Origin of the sequence: Xanthomonas hyacinthi, assembly GCF_009769165.1 — a bacterium.
Taxonomy (GTDB): Bacteria; Pseudomonadota; Gammaproteobacteria; order Xanthomonadales; family Xanthomonadaceae; genus Xanthomonas_A; species Xanthomonas_A hyacinthi.
Map to the genome: position 1 here is coordinate 3,201,069 of NZ_CP043476.1, position 23,196 is coordinate 3,224,264.

General features: G+C 69.0%; 16 protein-coding genes. 14 read left to right on the forward strand and 2 right to left on the reverse strand.

Annotated features, from left to right (window positions below):
* Nucleotides 1-125: 125 nt before the first annotated feature.
* The 4 genes from FZ025_RS14080 to FZ025_RS14095 all read left to right on the forward strand — a co-directional run bounded on the left by FZ025_RS14080 (nucleotide 126) and on the right by FZ025_RS14095 (nucleotide 5,059).
* The gene (locus FZ025_RS14080) at nucleotides 126-1,304 is read left to right on the forward strand and encodes a phosphoglycerate kinase (RefSeq protein ID WP_046978509.1); all 1,179 of its coding nucleotides are present in this window, start codon (nucleotides 126-128) and stop codon (nucleotides 1,302-1,304) included.
* Entirely contained in the window at nucleotides 1,301-1,942 is a 642-nt protein-coding gene (locus tag FZ025_RS14085) for an HAD-IA family hydrolase (protein WP_046978510.1), read from the forward strand. Before FZ025_RS14080 ends, FZ025_RS14085 begins: the two co-directional genes overlap by 4 nt.
* A 409-nt stretch (nucleotides 1,943-2,351) precedes the next feature.
* Nucleotides 2,352-3,818: a pyruvate kinase gene (pyk, locus tag FZ025_RS14090; RefSeq protein WP_046978511.1), complete on the forward strand. Its 1,467-nt coding sequence runs from the start codon at nucleotides 2,352-2,354 to the stop codon at nucleotides 3,816-3,818.
* Between the two features lie 236 nt (nucleotides 3,819-4,054).
* Nucleotides 4,055-5,059, forward strand: a complete 1,005-nt coding sequence (locus tag FZ025_RS14095; protein WP_046978512.1) for a class I fructose-bisphosphate aldolase — start codon at nucleotides 4,055-4,057, stop codon at nucleotides 5,057-5,059.
* Between the two features lie 312 nt (nucleotides 5,060-5,371).
* On the opposite strand, the gene FZ025_RS14100 is transcribed toward FZ025_RS14095, so the two are convergent.
* Entirely contained in the window at nucleotides 5,372-5,929 is a 558-nt protein-coding gene (locus tag FZ025_RS14100) for an O-acetyl-ADP-ribose deacetylase (RefSeq protein ID WP_046978513.1), read from the reverse strand.
* 557 nt (nucleotides 5,930-6,486) lie between these two features.
* On the opposite strand from FZ025_RS14100, the gene FZ025_RS14105 reads away from it, so the two are divergent.
* From FZ025_RS14105 to FZ025_RS14140, 8 genes are all read left to right on the forward strand, one after another.
* Nucleotides 6,487-7,791 carry an NCS2 family permease gene (locus FZ025_RS14105; RefSeq protein WP_046978514.1) on the forward strand — a complete coding sequence of 435 codons (1,305 nt, stop codon included), beginning with the start codon at nucleotides 6,487-6,489 and terminating at the stop codon, nucleotides 7,789-7,791.
* 88 nt (nucleotides 7,792-7,879) lie between these two features.
* A complete protein-coding gene (locus FZ025_RS14110; protein WP_104558247.1) occupies nucleotides 7,880-9,445 on the forward strand; it encodes an adenosine deaminase family protein in 1,566 nt (521 codons plus the stop codon).
* Between the two features lie 185 nt (nucleotides 9,446-9,630).
* The gene (locus tag FZ025_RS14115; protein WP_104558278.1) at nucleotides 9,631-10,758 is read left to right on the forward strand and encodes a nucleoside hydrolase; all 1,128 of its coding nucleotides are present in this window, start codon (nucleotides 9,631-9,633) and stop codon (nucleotides 10,756-10,758) included.
* Between the two features lie 803 nt (nucleotides 10,759-11,561).
* Complete coding sequence (locus FZ025_RS14120) at nucleotides 11,562-13,895, forward strand: TonB-dependent receptor (RefSeq protein WP_046978599.1); 2,334 nt, start codon at nucleotides 11,562-11,564, stop codon at nucleotides 13,893-13,895.
* Between the two features lie 105 nt (nucleotides 13,896-14,000).
* Entirely contained in the window at nucleotides 14,001-15,098 is a 1,098-nt protein-coding gene (locus FZ025_RS14125; RefSeq protein ID WP_046978588.1) for a nucleoside hydrolase, read from the forward strand.
* Between the two features lie 328 nt (nucleotides 15,099-15,426).
* Nucleotides 15,427-16,881, forward strand: coding sequence for an AtzE family amidohydrolase (locus FZ025_RS14130; RefSeq protein WP_104558248.1), 1,455 nt, complete (start codon nucleotides 15,427-15,429; stop codon nucleotides 16,879-16,881).
* On the forward strand, nucleotides 16,881-18,461 hold the full coding sequence (locus FZ025_RS14135; protein WP_046978586.1) for a gamma-glutamyltransferase family protein: 1,581 nt from the start codon (nucleotides 16,881-16,883) through the stop codon (nucleotides 18,459-18,461). The genes FZ025_RS14130 and FZ025_RS14135 overlap by 1 nt, the downstream gene beginning before the upstream one ends.
* A 202-nt stretch (nucleotides 18,462-18,663) precedes the next feature.
* Entirely contained in the window at nucleotides 18,664-19,575 is a 912-nt protein-coding gene (locus FZ025_RS14140; protein ID WP_046978598.1) for a LysR family transcriptional regulator, read from the forward strand.
* Nucleotides 19,576-19,793: 218 nt separating this feature from the next.
* Here the strand turns inward: FZ025_RS14140 and FZ025_RS14145 are convergent, their stop codons facing one another.
* Nucleotides 19,794-20,591 carry a transposase gene (locus FZ025_RS14145; protein WP_053057193.1) on the reverse strand — a complete coding sequence of 266 codons (798 nt, stop codon included), beginning with the start codon at nucleotides 20,589-20,591 and terminating at the stop codon, nucleotides 19,794-19,796.
* 105 nt (nucleotides 20,592-20,696) lie between these two features.
* Between FZ025_RS14145 and FZ025_RS21875 the strand changes: the two genes are divergently transcribed.
* A complete protein-coding gene (locus tag FZ025_RS21875; protein ID WP_167523859.1) occupies nucleotides 20,697-20,981 on the forward strand; it encodes a hypothetical protein in 285 nt (94 codons plus the stop codon).
* Entirely contained in the window at nucleotides 20,956-23,148 is a 2,193-nt protein-coding gene (locus FZ025_RS14150; protein ID WP_208803657.1) for a TonB-dependent receptor, read from the forward strand. The genes FZ025_RS21875 and FZ025_RS14150 overlap by 26 nt, the downstream gene beginning before the upstream one ends.
* Nucleotides 23,149-23,196: the final 48 nt, after the last annotated feature.

Here is a 23,196-nt window from a genome sequence, read left to right on the forward strand (position 1 = left end):
GACGCCGGACAATGCGCTCCTTGCGCGGCCAGCGCGCGCCGGCCCGAGCGTGCCTGCATCGGGCGCCGATGCTGCGCGCGGCCGCTTCACTTCCTCAGCAACCCCACGATAGCGAGCAACCGACAATGCCCATCCTGCGAATGACCGATCTCGACCTGTCCGGCAAGCGCGTGCTGATCCGGCAAGACCTCAACGTGCCGATCGACGACAACGGCCAGATCACCTCCGAACAGCGCATCCTGGCCTCGGTGCCGACGCTGCGCCACGCGCTGCAGCAGGGCGCGGCGGTGATGGTGACCTCGCATCTGGGCCGGCCCAAGGAAGGGGTGTGGACGCAGCAGGATTCGCTGGCGCCGGTCGCCGCGCGGCTGGCCGCGCTGCTCGGCACCGAGGTGCCGCTGCTGCGCGATTGGGTCGACGGCGTGGAGGTGCAGCCGGGCCGGATCGTGCTGCTGGAGAACTGCCGCATGAACGTCGGCGAGGGCAAGGACGACGAGGCATTGTCGAAGAAATATGCGGCGCTGTGCGACGTGTTCGTGATGGATGCGTTCGGCACCGCGCACCGCGCGCAGGCGTCCACCCACGGCGTGATCAGGTTCGCCCCGGTGGCGGCCGGCGGCCCGCTGCTGATGGCCGAGCTGGACGCGCTGGCCAAGGCGCTGGAGCACCCGGCCAAGCCGCTGCTGGCGATCGTCGCCGGCAGCAAGGTCTCGACCAAGCTGGAGCTGCTGTCGAACCTGGTCAACAAGGTCGAGCAGCTGATCGTCGGCGGCGGCATCGCCAACACCTTCATCGCCGCGGCCGGCTACCCGGTCGGCAAGTCGCTGTGCGAGCCGGACCTGCTCGACACCGCACGCAAGATCGTCGCCGACGCCAATGCGCGCGGCGCGGCGATCCCGCTGCCCACCGACGTGGTGGTGGCCAAGCAGTTCCTGCCCGATGCCGAAGCCACGGTGAAGGCGCTGGCCGACGTCGCCGACGACGACCTGATCCTGGACATCGGCCCGCAGACCGCCGCGCACTACGCCGAACTGATCGCCAAGGCCGGCACCGTGGTCTGGAACGGCCCGGTCGGGGTGTTCGAGTTCGACGCGTTCGGCCATGGCACCGAGACCCTGGCGCGCGCCATCGCCGCCTCGCCGGCGTTCTCCATCGCCGGCGGCGGCGACACCCTGGCCGCGGTCGACAAGTACGGCATCGCCGAGCAGGTCAGCTACATCTCCACCGGCGGCGGCGCGTTCCTGGAATTCCTGGAAGGCAAGACCTTGCCGGCGGTGGCGGCGCTGCAGGCGCGCGGCGCGTGAGTGCGAACAGCCTGTTCTTCGACCTGGACGGCACCCTGATCGATTCGGAGGCCGGCATCGTCGGCGGCATCGTGCACACCTTCGAACAGCTGCGGCAGCCGGTGCCGGCGCCGGGCGCGCTGCGTGCCTGGATCGGCCCGCCGCTGCGCGACAGCTTCCACGACCACTTCGACGCGCCGGCGCTGGTCGAGCAGGCGCTGGCGCTGTATCGGCAGCGCTACGACGCGCAGGGCTGGCGCGAGCATACCGTGTACCCGGAGATCGGCGCCGCGGTCGAGGCGCTGGCCGCGGCCGGCCATCGGCTGGCGGTGGTGACCTCGAAGAACAAACGCTTCGCCCGGCGCATCGTGCAGACGCTGCCGTTCGCCGCGCACTTCGAGGAGATCGTCGGCGCCAGCGACGACGGCCAGCGCCGCTTCAAGTCGGACCTGATCGCCGAGGCGCTGCGGCGGCTGTCGCTGCAGCCGGCGCAGTGCGTGATGATCGGCGACCGGCGCATGGACATCGAAGGCGCCAACCACCACGGCATGCGCAGCATCGGCGTGCTGTGGGGCTTCGGCGAGGAGGCGGAACTGCGCCAGGCCGGCGCCAGTGCGCTGGCCGATGTGCCGGCGCAGTTGCCGGCGTTGGTTGCTTGACGGCTGGGAATGGGGAATGGGGAATAGGGATTGGTAAAAGCGGTGCCGCTGCGGCACTCGCGCATTTCCTCCATTCCCGGTTCCAGATGCGATGACCGGCCTGCGTCGCGTGCGCCGGTCGTAGCGCCAGACCGCCATGTGGCGCGTCTGTTCGGCTCTTGGCGGGTTCGCCTGACAGGGCAGGGAACAGTGCAAGATAGGCGAGTCCATGCTTGTCTGGGCTTGCCTGAGATGGCGCCTGCGCCGCTGGTAGGGCGCGGGCGAGGTGGCGCCGGCGCGGCGCCGAGTCCGCATACTGTCCCGCACTGTCTGCAAGACATGCATGAATCCGCTGTCGCCTATGCCGATTCACCATCCTGCCGGCGCAGTGCCTGTGCTAGTTTTGACGGCTTTTCCAGGGAACCACGTCATGATCGAACGCCAGCGCCGCACCAAGATTCTCGCCACCCTCGGACCGGCCACGGATCCGCCCGGCGTGCTCGAGGACCTGTTCCGCGCCGGGGTCAACGTCGTGCGCCTGAATTTCTCCCACGGCGATCCCTCCGGCCAGGCCAGGCGCGCCGCCGAAGTGCGCGCCGCCGCGCAGCGCGTGGGCAGCGAAGTGGGCATCCTCGCCGACCTGCCGGGCCCGAAGATCCGCATCGAGCGCTTCGCCGCCGGCAAGGTGTCGCTGAAGGCCGGCGCGCGCTTCGACCTGGTCGCCGACGCCAATGCGCCGGCCGGCGACGCGCACCAGGTCGGGGTCAGCTACCTGGGCCTGCCCGACGACGTCAAGCCGGGCGACGTGTTGCTGCTCGACGACGGCCTGCTGCAGCTGCAGGTGGTCGAGGTCGATGGTTCGCGCATCGTCAACACCGTGCTCAACGACGGCGTGCTGTCCGACCGCAAGGGCCTGAACAAGCAGGGCGGCGGCCTGTCGCTGGGCGCGCTGACCGAGCGCGACAAGGAACTGATCGGCATCGTCGCCAAGATCGGCGTGGATTTCATCGCGGTGTCGTTCTGCCGCAACGCGCAGGACATGCACGACGCGCGCCGCATCGCCCGCGAGCACGGCTGCGAGGCCGCGCTGGTGTCCAAGATCGAGCGCACCGAGGCGATCGAGAACCTGAGCGAGATCGTCGAGGCCAGCGACGTGGTGATGGTCGCGCGCGGCGACCTGGGCGTGGAGATCGGCGATGCCGAACTGCCCGGCCTGCAGAAGAAGATCATTCGCGAGTCGCTGGCGCAGAACAAGGTGGTGATCACCGCCACGCAGATGCTGCAGTCGATGGTCGAAAATCCGATCCCGACCCGCGCCGAGGTGCTGGACGTGGCCAACGCGGTGATCGACGGCACCGATGCGGTGATGCTGTCGGCCGAGACCGCCGCCGGCGCCTATCCGGTCAAGGCGGTGCAGGCGATGGCGCGGATCTGCCTGGGCGCCGAGCGCCAGTTCGAGATGGACACCGACTTCGAGGCCGCGCAGCGCAACCTCGAGCGTGCCGACCAGGCGATCGCGATGGCGACGATGTTCCTGTCCGAGCACATCGGCCTGAGCGGCGTGGTCACCCTGACCGAATCCGGCGGCACCCCGCGCTTCCTGTCGCGGTTCCGCTCGAAGATGCCGATCTACGCGTTCACCCGCCACGACGGCGCACGCCGCGGCATGGCGATGATGCGCGGCGTGTTCCCGATCAACTTCGACAGCCGCGGGCTGACCCCGCGCGAAGCGGCGCGTGCGGCGATCCGCCTGCTGGTCGAGGCCGAGCGCATGGGCCCCGGCGACCGCGTGGTGTTCACCAGCGGCGAGCACATGGAAACCCATGGCGCGACCAACACGCTGCGCCTGCTCGAGGTCGGCCTCGACGGCCGCGCCAGCGGCCTGGGCGAGCTGTAGTCGCAGCGGCGCCGCCAGGTCGGCGCAGGACCGCGCGCTGCGTCCGCAGCGCGCGGTTTTTTTGCCTGTCGCGGCGGCGCTGCCGGCGACCTGCCAGCGCAGGCTATTGCGTCCGCGGTCGCGCATTGCGTCCACCGGATGGAAACGGTTGCAAGCATTTCGTGAAGGAATCGGTCGCGTTTGCCGCGATATACTTCAGGTTTACCCCCTCCCTCCCCCCGTGCCATAGGAATTCCATGAGCATCGAACAGCTTGCCGAAACCGCACAGGCGATGGTCGCCCCGGGCAAGGGCATCATCGCGATCGACGAATCCACCAGCACGATCGCCAAGCGCTTCGCCAGCGTCGGCATCGAGAATGTCGAAGAGAACCGGCGGGCCTATCGCGAGCTGCTGCTGACCACGCCGAAGCTGGGCGAGCACATCTCCGGTGCGATCCTGTTCGATGAGACCATCCGCCAGAAGACCAAGGACGGCGTGCCGTTCGCGAAGTACATGGCCGAGCACGGCATCATTCCCGGGATCAAGGTCGACAAGGGCGCGCATCCGCTGGCCGGCATGCCCGGCGAGCTGGTCACCGAAGGCCTGGACGGCCTGCGCGCGCGCCTGGAGGAGTACTACAAACTCGGCGCGCGCTTCGCCAAGTGGCGCGCGGTGATCGCCATCGGCGAGGACACCCCGTCGGGCGTGTGCATCGAGACCAACGCGCACGCGCTGGCGCGCTACGCGGCGCTGTGCCAGGAGCAGGGCCTGGTGCCGATGGTGGAGCCGGAAGTGCTGATGGACGGCAACCACGACATCGAGACCTGCTACGAAGTCACCGAAGCCACGCTGCGTTCGCTGTTCGGCGCGCTGTACGAGCAGAACGTGGTGCTGGAAGGCACCATCCTGAAGGCCTCGATGGTCATCGCCGGCAAGGACTGCGACGAGCAGGCCAGCGTCGAGGAGGTGGCCGAGTCCACCGTGATGTGCCTGAAGAGCACCGTGCCGGCGATCCTGCCGGGCATCGTGTTCCTGTCCGGCGGGCAGACCGACGAGCAGTCCACCGCGCATCTGAACGCGATGAACCAGCTCGGCACCCTGCCGTGGCCGCTGAGCTTCTCCTACGGCCGCGCGATGCAGCAGGCCGCGCTGAAGCTGTGGGCGCAGGACATGAAGGGCAACTTCGCCAAGGCGCAGCAGGTGGTCTACGAGCGCGCCAAGGAGAACGGCCTGGCCGCACTGGGCAAGTGGCAGGACTGACCCTGCCTGCCATCGCGCATGAGCAACGCCGGCATCGCCGGCGTTCTTTTATTGGGTGAAGGCGAATGCGGGTTGCGGCGCTGCCGCATGCGGCGGCACCTGATCGGGGCGCATGCGTGGCGAGGCCGTCCCTGGCGTGCCCGGCAGCGCCCCCGGCAAGGTGCTGCCGACCCGCGGCGTGGGGGTGCGGCCACGCAACGCCTGCGGAAGCGGCGTCTGCAGCAGGCAGTGGGAGGCAGGTGCGCCTCGCGCAGGCGTGCGCCATGCGATGGACGCTTGCGGCCGCCCATCGCGTGCGGGGACAAGGGCGGCTCAAGCCACCTGCGGCGGTGCCGGCTGCAGCAGCGAGGCCTGCATCAGCGCCTGCTGGCAGGCCTTGTATGCGGCATCGCCGTAGGCAACCAGGATCACCCGCTTCGGCACCGCATGCGCGCGCTGCCAGGCAGCGGTCTCGGCGACCGCGATGCGCGCGGCCTGGTGCAGCGGATAGCCATACACGCCGCAGCTGATCGCCGGGAACGCCACCGCGTGCAGGCCCATCTGCTCGGCCAGGCGCAGTGAGCGCCAATAGCAGTTGGCGAGCAGCGCCGGTTCGTCGTGGGTGCCGCCGCGCCACACCGGACCCACGGTATGCAAGACATGCCGCGCCTTGAGCCGATAGCCCGCGGTGGCGCGGACCTCGCCCACCGGGCAGCGCACGCCCGGCTTGAGCTCGGGCAGGCGTCGGCACTCCTCCAGCAGGCCCGGACCCGCCGCGCGGTGGATCGCGCCATCCACCCCGCCGCCGCCGAGCAGCGACTCGTTGGCGGCGTTGACGATGGCGTCCACGTCCAGTTCGGTGATGTCGCCTTGCCAGATGTCGATCTTCATGGCGCGATCTTTATGGGATTCCAATGATGGAAATGTGATGGACACGGCGTTCGGGCCGAGTGCGTGCAACGGCGGCTCAACCGGCGAATGTGCCTGGTCCTGATCTCGGCGCCTGCGGCAGGTGGAGGCGCGGCCGCCGTGACCTCGCCCGCACGTGCGCCGGCCTGTGCCTGCGGCGTTTGTGGCCGCATTGCGTTTTTTGCAATGAGCGGGTGAAAAAATGCTGATTGAATACATTCGCTGAACTTCATTACAGTCGGTGCGTAGTGCGACGCCTGTCACGGCGTCGAGGGGATCTCGGCGTGGAAACCGCATCCTCGCAGGCACTTTCTTCCGATGTTCGGGCGCTTGCGCAAGGACGACATTGGGTCCTGATGCCGGCCGTCGTACACCGCGGCCGGCGTTTTCGAGCACCGCCCTTCATTCGGATTGCCCATGCAGCCTGTGTTTTCCCCGGTTTCGATGGCGCTTGCCGCCATGCTCCGCGCATCCGCCGCCGGGTCCGGCAGCGCGCCCGCGCGCCGCGGCGGGCGGGTTTGCGCAGGCGACGCGGGGCGATGAAGCGGCTGCTGGATTTCCGTCTCGCCGAGCACGGCACCACGGTCCGCACTGAATTGCTGGCCGGTACCACCACCTTCCTGACGATGGCCTACATCGTCTTCGTCAATCCCGACGTGCTCGCCGCCGCCGGCATGGATCGCGGTGCGGTCTTCGTGGCGACCTGCCTGGCCGCCGCGCTGGGTTCGCTGCTGATGGGGCTGATCGCCAACTATCCCATTGGATTGGCGCCGGGCATGGGGCTCAACGCGTTCTTCGCGTTCTCGGTGGTCGGCGCCATGGGCTATGCGTGGCCGCAGGCGCTGGGCCTGGTGTTCGTGTCCGGCTGTCTGTTCGTGCTGTTGACCCTGACCGGTGCGCGGCGCTGGCTGGTCGACGGCATTCCGCAGGCGCTGCGCTGCGGTATCGCCGCCGGCATCGGCTTGTTCCTGGCCTTCATCGGCCTGCAGAAATCCGGGCTGGTGGCGGCCAGTCCGTCGACCCTGCTCGCGCTCGGCGATCTGCATCGTGCCGAGCCGCTGCTGGCGCTGGCCGGGTTGGCATTGATCGGCATCCTCGATGCGCGCAAGGTGCGCGGGGCGATCGTGCTCGGCATCCTGGCGGTCACCGTGGCCGGCCTGCTGCTCGGCAAGGTCCGCTATGCCGGGGTGATGGCGTGGCCGCCAAGTCTGGCGCCGACCTTCCTGAAGCTGGATGTGGCCGGCGCGCTGCAGCAGCACGCCGGCGCGACGGCGCTGCTGCACGTGCTGCTGGTGTTCCTGCTGGTGGAGCTGTTCGATGCCACCGGCACGCTGACCGGCGTGGCGCAGCGCGCCGGACTGTTGGCGCGGCCCGAGCAGCGGCGCCAGTTCGATCGCGCGCTGCTGGCCGACAGTTCGGCGATCCTGGCCGGTTCGCTGCTCGGCACCTCCAGCACGACCGCCTATGTAGAAAGCGCCGCCGGGGTGCAGGCCGGCGGACGCACCGGGCTGACCGCGGTCGTGGTCGCGGCGCTGTTCCTGCTCGCGCTGCTGTTCTCGCCGCTGGCCGGCATGGTGCCGGCCTATGCGACCGCGCCGGCGCTGATCTACGTGGCCGCGCTGATGCTGCGCGAGCTCGTCGAGGTGGACTGGCAGGACCTGACCGAAGCGCTGCCGGCGGCACTCGCCGCGCTGGCGATGCCGTTCACCTATTCGATCGCCGATGGCCTGGCGCTTGGGTTCGTCGCCTATGCCGCATTGAAACTGGGCAGCGGGCGCTGGCGCCAGGTGCATGTCGCGAGCTGGGTGATCGCGGCGCTGTTCGGGCTGCGGTACGCGCTGTAGCCGGCGTGCAAGGCCGCCGCACCTGCATCGGCGGTGGTCGGCGGGCGCGGGCGGCGGATCCAGTCACTCATTCCAGCAAAGGGCAACGATGGATGTATCGAGCAAAACGGTGAGCCTGGGGGGGCTGCTCTTTGCGGTGGTGCTGGCCGCTGCGGCGCTTGCCGCCGCGGCGAAGCCGGTCGCCGGCGGACCTGCCGCTGTCGCACGCCAGGCCAGCGTGGCGGCGCAACTGCGCGAACTGCGCCTGCAGCCGCCGCGGCTGCGCAGCTTCCTGCAGGCCATGCCCAAGGGCGGCGACCTGCACAATCATCTGTCCGGCAGTGTCTATGCCGAGGATTTCCTGCGCTGGGCCGACAAGGACGGCGACTGCGTGACGCTGGCCGACTATACGTTGCGGGCGCCGCCGTGCAGCGAGGGCCAGGCGCCGGCGCGCGGGCTGGCTGCGCGCGATCCGGGGCTGTACGCACGGACCGTGGATGCGCTGTCGATGCGCAATTTCGTTCCCGGGCAGCCGCAAGCGTCCGGGCACGAGCGTTTCTTCTCGACCTTCGGCAAGTTCCAGGCGCTGAGCCAGCGCCGGGCCGAGGCGCTGGCGCTGGTGCTGGAGCAGGCGGCGCGCGACCGCGTCGGCTACGTCGAATTGATCGTCAATCCGACCGCGGCCACGGCGCTGGCCGCGCTGGCGCTGCAGCGGCCGTGGCAGCCCGGCGACTATGCCGCCGCACTGCGCCAGCTCGACGCTGCGCTGCCGGCGGCGGTAAGCGCCTCGATGCAGGAATTCGACCAGGTCCAGGCGCGCCTGCGCGCACTGTTGCAATGCGACACCGCGCAGGCGCGTCCGGGGTGCGCGGTGGCCTACCGCTATCTGCCGTATGCCGACCGCGCCATGCCGCAGGCGTACGCGTTCGCACAGATCGCGCTGGGCTACGCGCTGGTCAAGGCCGATCCGCGCTTCGTCGGCGTCAACATCGTCGATCCGGAAGACAACCCGGTGGCGTTGGCCGACTACCGTGCGCACATGGCGATGTTCCGCTTCTTCTCCGCACGCGATCCGCAGGTGCGCCTGAGCCTGCATGCCGGCGAGCTGACCCTGGGACTGGTGCCGCCGGCCGAGCTGCGCTTCCACATCCGCGAGGCGGTGGCGGCGGGCGCGCGGCGCATCGGCCATGGCGTGGACATCGCCTACGAGGACGCTGCGCCGTCGCTGCTGGCGCAGATGCGGCGCCAGCGCGTCGCGGTGGAGATCAACCTGACCAGCAACGACCTCATCCTCGCGGTGAAGGGTGCACAGCATCCGCTGTCGATGTATCTGCACGCCGGCGTGCCGGTGCTGTTGTCGACCGACGATGCCGGGGTCTCGCGCAGCGACATGACCCACGAATATCAGCGCGCGGTGCAGGAGCAGGGCCTGGACTATCCGGCGCTGAAGCAGATCGCGCGCAATGGGGTGAGCTATGCGTTCCTGCCTGGCGACAGCCTGTGGGGCGAGGACGGCAGCACGCCGTTGCCGGCCTGCGCGGCCGCGCTGGCGGCCGCGCAGGCCGACGCGGGATGCGCGGCGCTGCTGCAGGCGAGCGAGAAGGCGCGTCTGCAATGGCAGTTGGAAGCCGACTTCGCCGCGTTCGAAGCGCGCGCATTGCGCAGTCCCTACTGATGCGTGCGTGGCCGCCCGTCCGCCCGCGCGCTGTCGCAGCGAACCCGGTCGCCGTGGCGTCGCCGCCGCGCTTGGCCGGCGCGCTGCGTGCGCTTTGCGCCTGTGCGGTTTTTCGCCGCCGCGCGGTGGCGGCCGCTGCCGTACCCGCTGCCGCCGCCGCGCGTGCCGCGGCCGCCAGCCGCCGCATGCCGGCGCGCCTGCGCTTGCTGCTGCTGTGCCTGGGTGTGGTCGGCACAGGCTCGGCGGCGGCGCAAAAGCGTCTGCTGATCCTCGACGACGATATCGACGGCTTCAGCCCCGCGCAGCTGATGGCGCTGCAGGCCGAGGACGTGCAAGTGCTCGGCATCACCGTGCTCAGCGGCAACGTCTGGCGCGACGAGGCATTGGCGCATGCGCGACGTCTGCTGGAGATCGCCGGACAGCCGCGGATTCCGGTGCTGCCTGGCGCGGTCTACCCGCTGCTCAATACCGAGGCGGCGACCGAACGCTGGGAGGCGCTGTACGGCAGGCTGGTGTGGAAAGGCGCATGGATGAAGCAGTGGGTGGAAAGCAATCTGCAGGCGGCGCCGCGCCATCATGGCCCGGAACTGGTGCCGGACCTGGCGCTGGGCAATCCCAGCGTCGTCCCGGCGTCCGCCGAACTGGCCGCCATGTTCCTGATCCGCAAGGTCCACGAGTTTCCCGGCCAGGTCAGCATCGTCGCCACCGGCCCGCTGACCAACCTGGCACTGGCGCAGCGGCTGGATCCGCAGTTCGCCACGCTGGCCAGGGAGCTGGTCTACATGGGCGGCAGCCTGAACCCGCAGCAGCGGCGCGACAGCGTCGCCGCCGGCCAGTTCGCCCGCGAGTTCGCCAATACGCCGCGCCGCGAATTCAACATCCGCTGGGATCCGGAAGCCGCCAGCATCGTCATGCGCGCGCCGTGGCGCCGCATCGTGATGGTGCCGGTGGATCCGTCCACCGCCACCGAACTCACGCCTGCGTTGTTGCGGCGGATGAGCCGCGGCGATACGCCGATCGCGCGCGCGCTGCAGCGGCGCCAGCCCGGCTTCCCGCTGTGGGACGAGCTGGCGGTGGCGGTGTGGCTGGAGCCGACGCTGGTCGTGCGTGCCGATGCGTTGTGCGTCGACGCCAATACCCAGTTCGGCGCGGGCTACGGCGACGTGCTTTCGTGGGCGCCCGGCTATGCGCCGGGCCTGGGCGAGCAGCGCCAGGCGGTGGTGCGCGAGGTCGACGTGCCGCGGTTCGAACGCATGTTGGTGCGGTTGTCGACCCGTCCGGCGGCGCCGGCGGTCGGCGTGGCGGTGCCGTGACCGTAGCGTGCCGTGCGGCGCCGAAGCGCGGCACGGACGAGACGTTTTGCTGGTTCGCAAGGATAGGGGTGAGTGCGCAATGGGGTCGATGAAACCTGGTCGGATCGCAGTCCCGGGGCTGTGCGTGACGCTGTGCGCGGGCCATGCGGACGCTGCCGGTCCGGCGCATTGTGGCGCGGATGGCAGTCCTGGCCAATTCCGAAAACGGCGAGGACGCCGGCGACAAGCCGGACGAGTACCCGTGCCGGGTCGAACGCGAACGGCTGCGCCGGACCATGGCCGTGCGCGGTGCCGTGCGCGGCGCCCGCCGCAACGCGATGCGCAACCTGCAGGGCCGGAACGCCGCCCAGTGCATCGAGCGCTCTGCCGGCGCGGGCTTGGTCGATCCGCAGCGCGTGCTGGCGCTGCGCACCGCGCGCAATCCTGCCAGCCGCCGCCCGGCGTCGGCCCACTGGCCACGATCGGCGACGAGACGCCCGGCCAGATCGCCGCCTGCCAGGCCAACGACCGCGTCGGCGTGCCGGTCGTGCATGAAATCCGCGCCCACCGGGCGCGCCACCGGGCGCAGATTCCAGGGAGCGCAGCATGACCCGGCGCCGCTGTTTCGGGGCGCGGGCCGGAGCTGCCCACGCACTGGGCCGCTCAGGCGAGAAGGTGCGCAAGCCGGAGCGACGCAACGTCAGGAGATCACCCAGTCCGGGGCGGGAATGCCCTCCAGCGCGGGCTGGTCCGGCATCGCCGGCGAGACCGCACGTACGTTTCAGCCGATTCATCCGCTACTCCTCTCCCACGCAGGCACCCACATGAAAACCCTCCCCCTCAGCAGCAGCGCACTGGCCGTCGCCGTGTGCGCCGTTCTCTGTATTCCGGCCTCCGCCGCCTTCGCGCAATCGCAATCCGACGCCACGGCGGCGGCGCTGCGGTCCAGCGTCAGCAGCACCTCCAACACCACCAACTCCAACGCCACCAAGCGCGTGCAACAGCTGGACGCGGTCTCGGTCAGCGCGCAGTCGCTGTCGCTGGGCGGCGGCAACATGCAGGTGCAGGTCGCGCCGAAGGCGGTCTCCACGATCGGCCGCGAGGCGATCCTCAAGACCGCTCCGGGCGCCAACTTCACCCAGATGCTGGCCTCGATCCCCGGTGCGATCTCTGCCACCAACGACGTCACCGGCCTCAACGACGGCAACTTCAGCGTGCGCGGCTTCCCCGCCGACGAAATCGGCGTGACCGTCAACGGTGTGCCGATCAACGATTCGGGCAACTACAAGATATACGCCACCGAGTACGGCGACACCGAGAACATGGGCGACATCACCGTCGAGCAGGGCTTCCCGAGCGTGACCTCACCGGTGATCGGCGCGGCCGGTGGCAACATCGCCTGGGTCAGCGTCGATCCCACCCACGACGCCGGCGTGGACATCAGCCAGAGCCTGGGCAGCAACAACTACAAGCGCAGCTTCGTGCGCTACAACACGGGCGACCTCGGTCCGGTGCGTTCGTGGATCTCCTATTCCCACAACGAGACCGACCTGTGGCGCGGCGCCGGCGAATCGAAGGTGACCAAGGTCGACGGCAAGTCGGTATGGACCATCGATGCGGACAACTCGGTCACCGCCTCGCTGCAGTACAACCGCGAGGTCAAGAACAACTACCGCAACCTGACCAAGGCGCAGATCGCGCGGTACGGCTACCATTACGGCTACCTCCAGCCCTACCAGTCCAGCAACGCCGGCGACTGGGTCGGCACCGAGGTCAATCCGTTCACCAGCGCGATCGTCAGCCTGGACGGCGAGTTCGCCCTGAGCGACAGCCTGCATCTGTCGGTGGTGCCGTATTTCGTCTATGGCTACGGCGGCGGCAGCTACGGCTACGCCAACACCTACGTGTTCTACACCTCCGACACCTTCCGCCCGGGCCTCCACGTCAAGTTCAAGCAGGACTTCGGCCTGAACGACAGCCTGGAGTACGGCTTCCTGGCCGAACGTCCGCGCCAGCAGGGTTCCAACCCCTACCTGCCGGCCGACGGCCAGGGCAATCCGTCCGACATCTGGGGCCACGAGAGCGCCCACTACTACAAGAACGCCAACGGCACGCCGAGGATCGGCTACACCTACTACTCGACCACGCCGACCTACCGCGTCTTCGCCACCAACACCTGGACCCCCAACGACCAGTGGACCGTCAGCATCGGCGGCGCCTACACCTGGGTGCAGCGCAAGGGCTGGTACTCGACCTGGCCGGACTCGGGCAACGGCATCGACCTGGCCAGCGCGTCCTCCAGCGAGCTGTACGCCTCCGGCGCGCGCACCTACAAGCGGTTCACCCCGACCGCCGGCCTGAAGTTCCAGCTCGACGAGCGCAACCAGTTCTACCTGGGCTTCGGCGAGACCTACCGCGCGGCGATCAACACCTCGGCCCTGTACGACATCTGGGGCGCGGCCTACGCGCAGGCGGCGGGCAAGTCGGCGTCGGTCGGCGACGCCGCGCCGGAGAAGGCGACCACGTTCGACCTGGGCTGGCGCTTCTACGGCGACAAGTTGAGCGCCTCCATCGATGCCTACGCGACCGACTTCAAGAACAAGCAGTTCAGCGGTTCCGACCCGGCGACCTCGGCGCCGGTCTACTTTTCGCTGGGCGAGGTCAAGATGCGCGGCGTCAATGCCGAGTTGAACTACAAGCTCGATGACCACTGGTCGGCCTATGCCTCCTATGCGCATGCCACCAGCGAGATGCAGGACAACGTCGCGCTGGGCAATACCACCTACCGGACCCAGGGCAAGACGCTGGTCAACGCACCGAAGAATTCCGGCTACGTGTCGGTGAACTACGACCAGGGCCCGTTCTGGGCCAGCCTCAGCACCACTGTGCAGAGCGGCATCTGGGGCACCTTCAGCAACGCGGCCGGCTCGTACTCGGGCGGCTTCTCGGTGGTCAACCTCAATGGCGGCTGGAACTTCAAGGACTTCGGCGGTCTGAAGAAGCCCTACCTGAAGGTCAACCTGTTCAACCTCGGCAATCGCCAGGCGCTGAACTACTCGGCCACCACCTCGCTGGCCACCACCGCCGCGGGCGCCTCGTGGCAGTTGCTGCAGGACCGCACCGTGATGGTGACCTTCGGCGGCTCGATCGCGCTATAAGCAGCACGGCGGCTCCCGGCCGTCCGCGGGTTGCGCGGGCGGCCGGATTGTTTCCGATCCGGTGTGCCGCACCGGCCCCGCCCGCCCCCTTTATTTGTCCACCCAATGACCGAATCGCATCGCTCCGCTTCCGGCAAACGCCTGGTGATCCTCGAAGACGACATCGACGGCTTCACTCCCGCACACCTGCTGTTGCTGCAATCGCCCGAGGTCGAAGTGCTCGGCATCTGCGCCGTGAGCGGCAACATCTGGCGCGACGAGGTCCTCGCCCACAGCTGCCGCCTGCTCGAACTGGCCGGCCGTCCCGACATCCCGGTCCTGCCCGGCCCGGTGTTCCCGCTGCTCAACTCCGAAGCCGCCACCGAGCGCTGGGAGGCGCTGTACGGCAAACTGGTGTGGAAGGGCGCCTGGACCAGGCAATGGATCGACGCCGACACCGTGCAGAGCTCGCCGCGCTACCACGCCCACGACGTCGTGCCCGACTTGGCGCTGGGCAATCCCAGCGTGGTGCGTCCGTCCGACGAGCACGCGGCGCTGTTCATGCTGCGCATGGTCCGCCAGTATCCCGGCCAGGTCAGCATCGTCGCCACCGGCCCGCTGACCAACCTCGCCCTGGCGCAGTCGCTGGATCCGCAGTTCGCCACGCTGGCGAAGGAACTGGTCTACATGGGCGGCAGCCTCAATCCGCGGCGCCGGCGGGACAGCGTCTCGGCGGACCAGTTCGCGCGCGAGTTCGTCAATTCGCCGCGGCGCGAGTTCAACATCCGCTGGGACCCGGAAGCGGCCCGCATCGTGCAGCGCGCGCCGTGGAAGAAGATCGTGATGGTGCCGGTCGATCCGTCCACCGCCACCGAACTGACCGCCGATCTGGTCGCGCGCATCGGCGCCGCCGACACCCCGATGGGCCAGGCCCTGCGCCGCCGCGAGCCGGGCTTCCCGCTGTGGGACGAGCTGGCCACCGCGGTCTGGCTGCGTCCGCAGCTGGCCAGCGTCGCCGAAACGCTTTACGTCGACACCAATACCGAGTTCGGCCCCGGCTACGGCGACACGCTGTCGTGGGCACCGGGCTATCAGCCGGGCCTGGGCGAACAGGCGCAGAGCGTGGTGCTGGAGATGGACGTGGCGGCGGTGGAAGCGCTCTTGGTCGAGCGCCTCAGCGCACCGCACCCGCCATCGGTGGGGGCGCCGCTGCCGATGGCCTGAGCGCCGCGCTGCCTGGCCGTTGCCGTCGGTCGCGGGTGATCTCGACATTGCCGTTCGCTGCGCAGGGGCCTGTCCGCAGCGGCGCAGCCGGCGGGAAACGCCTCGCAGCGATGATGCGATGTACGTGCATGCACGTGGCTTTCTTTCGCGTGGTTTTTTTGCGCAAGCCATAAGGAAAAAGGAATTCGCCCGAATGGCGCAAGCCTTTGCCTTCGCGGTTGCTTCAACCCGTAGACTCGGATAGCGCAGGCGCAGGGGACGCCCCATCGCGGTTGCCGACCCGAAGCCCACCCAGAGCCGCCGCCACGACGCCAGGACCACGAGACCGATGTACATTCCCGCCGAATACCAGCCAGGCATCCAGCGCAACGCCGGACTGCTCGACGGCTACGCCCGATTGCTGCACGACTTCACCGCGCCGGCCGAACCCCGGCCCGCAGCAGGCCCCGGCCAGATCGCCGCGATCGTCGAAGCCACCCGCACCACGCCCGGCCACGCGCACGCCCATACCGCACGCACGCTCGCGCGCATCGCCGACGCCAATCCCGGCCTGAACGCCTTCACCCGCCTTCTCCCCGAACGCGCCCACGCCGATGCCACCCGCGTACAGGCCAGCCTGGCCGGCGGCCGCGATGGCGGCACGCTCGCCGGCGTCCCGTTCGCGGTGAAGGACCTGTTCGACGTCGCCGGTCTGCCGACCACCGCCGGCGCCGCGATCCGCGCCGACGCCGCCCCGGCAACGCACGACGCCGGCCTCGTCCGGCGCCTGGCCGAGGCCGGCGCGATCCTGGTCGGCACCGCCAACATGGACGAGTTCGCCTACGGCTTCGCCACCGTCAATGCGCATTACGGCACCACCCGCAACCCGCACGACACCGCGCGCCTCGCGGGCGGCTCGTCCGGCGGCTCGGCGGCGGCGGTCGCGGCCGGGCTGGTGCCGTTCGCGCTCGGCTCGGACACCAACGGCTCGATCCGCGTGCCGGCCGCGTTGTGCGGCATCTATGGCCTGCGCTCCAGCCACGGCAGCCTGCCGCTGGACGGGGTGTTCCCGTTCGTCGATGCGTTCGACGTCGCCGGCCCGTTCGCCACCTCGGTCGCCGACCTGCGCCTCGCGCACGAGGCCATGAGCGGCGCATCGCTGCCGCCCTGCGACGCCTCCGCGCTGCGCATCGCCCGCCTCGGCGGCTGGTTCGCACGCAATCTCGATCCCGCCCTCGCCGCCGGCCTCGATGCACTCGCCAGCCACCTCGGCGTCGCCGCCACCCGCGAGCTGCCCGATGCCCCGCGCGCGCGCGCGGCGGCCTTCGTGATGACCGCCGCCGAAGGCGGGTTCCGGCACCGCGCCGCGCTCGCCAAGGATGCCGCCGGCTTCGACCCGGCAACGCGCGACCGCCTGCTGGCCGGGCTGCAACTGCCGGCCGCGGCGATCGCCGACGCGCAGCGTTTCGCCGCGTGGTTCGACGCTGCGATGCGCAAGCTATGGGACGAGGTCGACGTGCTGGTCGCGCCCGCAGCGCCCTGCGTGGCCCCGCGCATCGACCAGGAGAGCATCGTGATCGACGGCCAGCCGGTGTCCGCACGCGCCAACCTCGGCCTGTTCACCCAGCCGCTTGGTCTGGCCCGCTGCCCGGTGCTGGCGGCCCCGCTCAGGCGTCCCGGCCAGTTGCCGCTGGGCGTGCAGTTGATCGCCGCGCCCGGCCGCGAGGACCGCCTGTTCGCGCTCGCCGCCAGGCTCGAACAGGATGGACCGATCGGCTACAGCGCAGCGGAGGCGCTGCGCTGATGCTGCACACCCTGCGCTCCCGGCGCGGCATGGTCGTCGCCCCGCACCACCTCGCCGCGCAGGCCGGGCGCGACGTGCTGCGCGACGGCGGCACGGCCATCGACGCCGCGGTCGCCACCGCCGCCTGCCTGGCCGTGGTCTACCCGCATATGACCGGCATCGGCGGCGACGGCTTCTGGCTGATCGCCGAACCCGATGGGCGGGTGCATGCGATCGATGCCTGCGGCCGCGCCGCGCAGGCGGCCACGCCGGAGCATTACGCCGGACTGGCGGCGATCCCCTGGCGCGGCCCGGGCGCGGCCAACACCGTTGCCGGCACCGTGTCCGGCTGGGCGCTGGCGCTGCGGGGGAGCGACGCGCAGCTGCCACTGTCGCGGCTGCTCGACGACGCCATCCATCACGCTGTGGCCGGCGTGCCGGTCACCCTCGGCGGCGCCGCCATCGCCGCGGCCAAGAGCGCCGAGCTGCGCGACCAGCCCGGCGCCTATGCGGCGATCTTCGAAGCCGCCGGCCGGCCATTGCGCGAAGGCGAACTGCTGCGCCAGCCGCAGCTGGCCGCCACGCTGCAGCGCCTGGCCGCGGCCGGCCTGGACGATTTCTACCGCGGCGCGCTGGCGGCCGACATCGCCGCCGATCTGCAGGCCCTGGGCAGTCCGCTGCGCGCCGCCGATCTGGCCGCGCACCAGGCCGAGGCCAGCGTGCCGCTGTCGGTGGCGATCGCCGGCGCGCGCCTGTACAACCACGCGCCGCCGACCCAGGGCCTGGCCTCGCTGCTGATCCTGGCGCTGTTCGATCGCCTGGCCGTCGACCAGGCCGATGGCTACGCGCATCTGCATGGGCTGATCGAAGCGACCAAGCAGGCGTTCCTGGTGCGCGACGCGCACGTCGGCGACCCGGCCTGGATGACCCTGGACGCGCAGGCGCTGCTCGACGACGCCGCGGCGCTCGACGCCATGGCCGCACGCATCGACCCGGCCCGCGCGCTGCCGTGGCCGCAACCCTCGCAGGCCGGCGACACCGTGTGGTTCGGCGCGATCGACGGCGCCGGCCGCGCGGTCAGCTGCATCCAGTCGACCTATTTCGAATTCGGTTCGGGGCTGGTGCTGCCGCGCAGCGGCATCGTCTGGCAGAACCGCGGCTGCAGCTTCCGTCTCGCCGCCGGCGGCTGCAATGCGCTGGCGCCCGGGCGCAAGCCGTTCCACACGCTCAATCCGGCGCTGGCGCGCTTCGACGACGGCCGGCTCATGGCCTACGGCACCATGGGCGGCGAAGGCCAGCCGCAGACCCAGGCGGCGCTGTTCAGCCGCTACGCGCGCTTCGGCATGCCGCTGCAGCAGGCGCTCAGCGCGCCGCGCTGGCTGCTCGGCCGCACCTGGGGCGAGGACAGCACCACGTTGAAGCTCGAAGACCGTTTCGACCCCGCCGTGGTGCAGGCATTGCGCGCGAGCGGCCACAGCGTCGAACTGTTGCCGCCGTTCACGTCGCTGATGGGCCACGCCGGTGCAGTGCTGCGCGAGGCCGACGGCACCCTGTGCGGCGCCAGCGACCCGCGCAGCGATGGCGCGGTGGCCGGCTGGTAGTCTGTTGCTTGCGTAGCGGCCGCAGACGATGGCGAGCGACCGCAACGTCGCAGTTCGCGCCCGCGCCGGAGCGCTGGCGGAGGCGGCGCCGACGGATCCGCAGCATGCGCCCGCCTCGCCGACGCTTCCGTACTATGGCGCCTGCGCACCGAAGACGGCGCGACGCGCCGAGCGCCAGGCCCAGACAGGAACCGATGCCGCTATGCCGACCTTCTCCCGCTTCACCCGCTATTTCATGGAAGTGGCGCATTGGCGCAGCATCCGCCGCGCCTCCGAAGCGCTGCACGTGTCGGCCTCGGCGATCGACCGGCAGATCCTCAAGGCCGAGGAAAAGCTCGGCGTGCAGTTGTTCGAGCGCCTGCCCGGCGGACTGCGCCTGACCAGCGCCGGCGAATTGCTGCTGGTCGACGCGCGCCGTTGGGAAAAGAGCTACCGGCGCGTCCTGGAGCAGTTCGACGAGCTGAAGGGCCTGCGCCGCGGCCACGTCGAGATCGCGATGATCGATGCATTGAGCGAAGGCATCGTGGTGGAGGTCATCGCGCAACTGATCGAGGACTATCCGGGGATCACCTTCGGCCTGCAGACCGAGGACAACCAGAAGGTCGCCGACAAGGTCATCGCTGCTGAGGTGGATTTCGGGCTGCTGCTGGACCCGGTCAGCGGCGTCGACCTGGAGGTGCTGGCCTTCGCCGAGATCCCGCTGGGCATCTGCATGCCGGTCGGCCATCCGCTCGGCGGCAGGACCAGCCTGCAGTTGAACGAGGTGCTCGACTACCGCCTGCTGCTGCCGGCCGCGCCGTTGATCGTCAACGAACACGCCAAGGTGGTGTACCAGCGCCAGCACATCGACACGCGTCGCTGCATCCGCTGCAACGACGTGCGGACGCTGCGCTCGCTGGTCCGCCAGGGCGTCGGCGTGGGGCTGCTGTCGCAACTGGACGTGGTCGCCGACCTGGCCGAGGGCCGGCTGGCGTTCGTGCCGCTGCGCGAAGGCCTGGCCAAGCCGATGACGTTGTCGCTGTGCGTGGCGCCGCAGCGGCAGCTGTCCAAGGCCGCGCAGACGATGCTCAAGGCGCTGGCGCCGCGGGTCGAAGGCATCCTGGGCGATCGCTAGGGCGTGTCATCCATTCTCGAGTCGGCCGCGTTGGATCTGGCGGCCTGCCAGACCCGCCCCGCAGGGCCGCGCTTGCGCGCGCACGCCACCGCGTCATCGCTCGGGCGTGGACCGATGTCCACTTCCTGCCTCTTCCTTGCCGCATGCACGCGCATGCGCGGCGCGGCCTGCTCGGGGAGTGACGACATGCCCTACATGATTGGGCCGGAATAGCGCAGCTATATCGCAAAAAGTCGGCGCAGTCCTAGTAATACCTGTTGCAAGGGGCCGAGCGCGTGCTCGATGGCAATGACATCATCCGGCGGCAGCGTGCGCAGTTGCCGGATCAACTGCCAGCTTCGGCTGGACCTCACCTTGCTGAGTGCCTGGAGACCTGCATCGCAGATGGTCAGGGCGGCGCGGCGCTTGTCCATCGGAGCACGCGGACCGGACGATAGACGACCCTGCTGGACCAGTCGGCGAACCGCGAGGCCGATTGTTGCCGGATGCTGCTCGATCTGGGTCCCGAGCGTGCTGATACCGATGCCGGGGCGGGCCTCGACACGCATGAGAATGGCGACTTCCAACTGGGAAATGCCGACGTCGCTGCGCTCCATCATCAGACACCTGGTCAGATTGAAAATCATCGGTCTCATTTCGTCCGCCAGGGAAAGCAGATGTTGATCGGGGACTTCCGCCGTGGCCATGCGGGGGACCACCCGGGGACGGGAGGGCGACGAGCTGCGCATTGTCGTGTCCGACGCCTCTTGGTGCAGTGGCATCGACTGCAGGGCATCCAGGACCTTTCTCAGTACGCCACTGTGCGACCAGCGGCGCGCACGGGTGTAAACGGTGTGCCACGGGCCGTATTCGGGCGGGAGTTCCTTCCAGGGACATCCGGTTTCCATGACGTGCAGCACTGCCTCGAGTACGAGGCGGCCGGAAAGTTTGACATTGCCTCGTTCCTGCGGCAGGAAGTGCGCAACCAGGAGGAATTCCTCATCGCCAAGCCGACAGGTCGGGAGTTTAGTGTTCACTTGTAGTGTTCATTCAAGTGCGGCGGGGCAGCGTTTCTGGGGGCTGACGAACCAGGGGCGTAGTTTGGGAAAAGAGAGGAAATGGCTGAAAAGGAGGGGTTATTCATGGCGCTGATGCTGATGGGGAGCATACCCGGTGAGGCTGGCCAGTGGAACATGACAAATCCCTATATGAACACAAACACGTGTTCTTTGATTTTGGACCTGCTGGGGATGAGTAATGGCGCACCGGCCTGTTTGCGCGATGTCTGGCCGGTGGAGTTCCCGACTCTCCCCACGACAGGCCATCATGATTCGTACAACTTGCGCAACACGCTTGTCGCGGCTGGCGCTGGCGACCCTTCACGTTTCGGCACTGACTGCCGTGGCCGCCGTGGAGGCATATGCTGAGGAGACGGACGGCCATGCCGGTACCTCGACGGTGACGCTCGACAACGTCACCGTGACCGCGCAGAAGCGCAAGGAGAGCATCCAGAGGGTGCCCTCCGCGGTGACCGCGGTGCTCGGCGAGCAGATCCAGGGCGACGAGCTGCGCACTACCAAGGACATCGCCAAGGAGGTTCCAGGGGCGACCTCGTGGAATGCCGAGTACCGTGCGCGTCCGCGCTTCTTTATCCGCGGCATCGGCTCCAACGAGGCCACCAACAACGCCGTCCAGCCCATCGGCATTTACTTCGACGAGGTCTATTACCTCAACAGCTTGTTCCTCGGCGGGCCGCTGTTCGATCTGCAACGGGTCGAGGTGCTGCGCGGTCCGCAAGGTACCCTCTGGGGCAAGAACACCACTGGCGGCGCCTACAACTTCATTTCCAAGGCCCCCAGCGTGACGCCGGGCGGTTATGCCAAGGTCGGCGTAGGCGACTATGGCCAGCGACTGCTCGAGGGAGCTTTGGGTGGCCCGCTGCTCGATGGCGTACTGGCACAGCGCTTCTCGGTCCACGACGACGAGCGCGACGGTTGGGCGAGCAACCGCCGCAATGGACAGAACATCGGCGGGCTGCGGGACCTGGCGTTGCGCTACCAGTTGTTGGCCAACCTCAATGCCGACACGACGGCCAGTTTGAACGTGCATGTCCGGCGTTTCAGCGGCAGTTCCACGCCCAGCTACCCGGTCACCCGCCCGGGCGTGGCGACGATCGACGGGTATACCTCGCCCTATGTGCTCACCGGGGATCGCACGAAGGTGGACTACAGCGGCGACGATGTGGACACCGATGTCGATACCGAGGGCGCCAACCTCAAGGTCGACTGGAACATCGGCGACCTGCTGCTGACCTCCATTAGCGCCTATGACGACGGCAAGCGGGAGACGCCGGTGGGCGATTCCGGCTACACGCCACAGGCGTACTCGTACTCCTACAGCAAGAACAGCGCCCGCCAGTACAGCCAGGAACTGCGCCTGGCTTCGCCGCGCGAAGAGCGTTTCAACTGGATCGTCGGCGCCTACTATTTCGACGATCTCAATCACAACGATTCGGCCAGCGCGACGGTATACCCGGTCAGCACGACCAATCGCGCGCTGACTTACAGCCGATACCGGCAGACCACCAGGAGCAGCGCGGTGTTCGGCAGCGCCACCTACGACATCACGGACAGGTTCGCCCTGACCGCCGGTCTGCGCTATACCTCCGAGAAGGTTGGCATCGACCTGGAAACGCTCTCCTCGCGCAAGACGGTCGATGGGACGGTGCCGTTCAGCGCCGGCACCTGGTGGCGGGTGGAACAGTCGCCGCTTGCGCTGCAGTCGGTTCAGCAGCTGCATGAGAACCGCAGCTGGAACAACCTCGGCTTCGACGTCACGCCGCGCTATCAAATTAGCGACAGCCAATTGGCCTATGCCCGCATCGCCAGCGGCTATCGCTCTGGCAACTACGCTGGCGGCGCGAGCGTCAGCTCGCCACCAGTAGTCGTGAATCCGGAAAAGCTCACTGCCTACGAGATCGGCTACAAGAGCGAATGGCTGGACGGCCGGCTCTCGGTCAACAGCGCGGTCTACTACTACGACTATCGGGACATCCAGCTGACCGTCAACCGCATCATCGACGGAACCTTTCGCTCGATCCTGGCCAACGCGGGGCAGGGCCATGTCAAGGGAGCGGAAGTGGAAGTTCGCGCGCTGCTCACCGATCACCTGGTCCTGCACGGCAACATCAGCTCGCTGCGCACCAAATACACCGAGCTGGTCACGGGCACGACCAGCTACAAGGGCTACAACTTCGCCCGCGTGCCCAACGAGACGGGGCTGATCGGCCTGGACTACAGCCTGCCGCTGGGCAGCGGCGCGCTGAAGCTGGGCACCGACTGGTCCTATACCGGCAGGCACAACTTCAACGTCACCGACAGGACCGATCCGTACGTCGTGCAGGAAGGGTACTGGCTGGGCACGGTGCGGGCCGGCTACGACTTCAACGGTGGTCGGACCAATGTCGGCGTATACGCGAACAACGTGACCGACAAGGTCTACAAGATTCAAGCCCAGCTGTACTCCAATGGTTTCTACGTCACCCGTCTGGGCGATCCGCGCACCTACGGCGTCACCCTCACCACGCGCTTCTAGGCAAGTCCTGTCTTCCGGCCAGCGACGGCGTCGCCGTCCCTGGCCGGC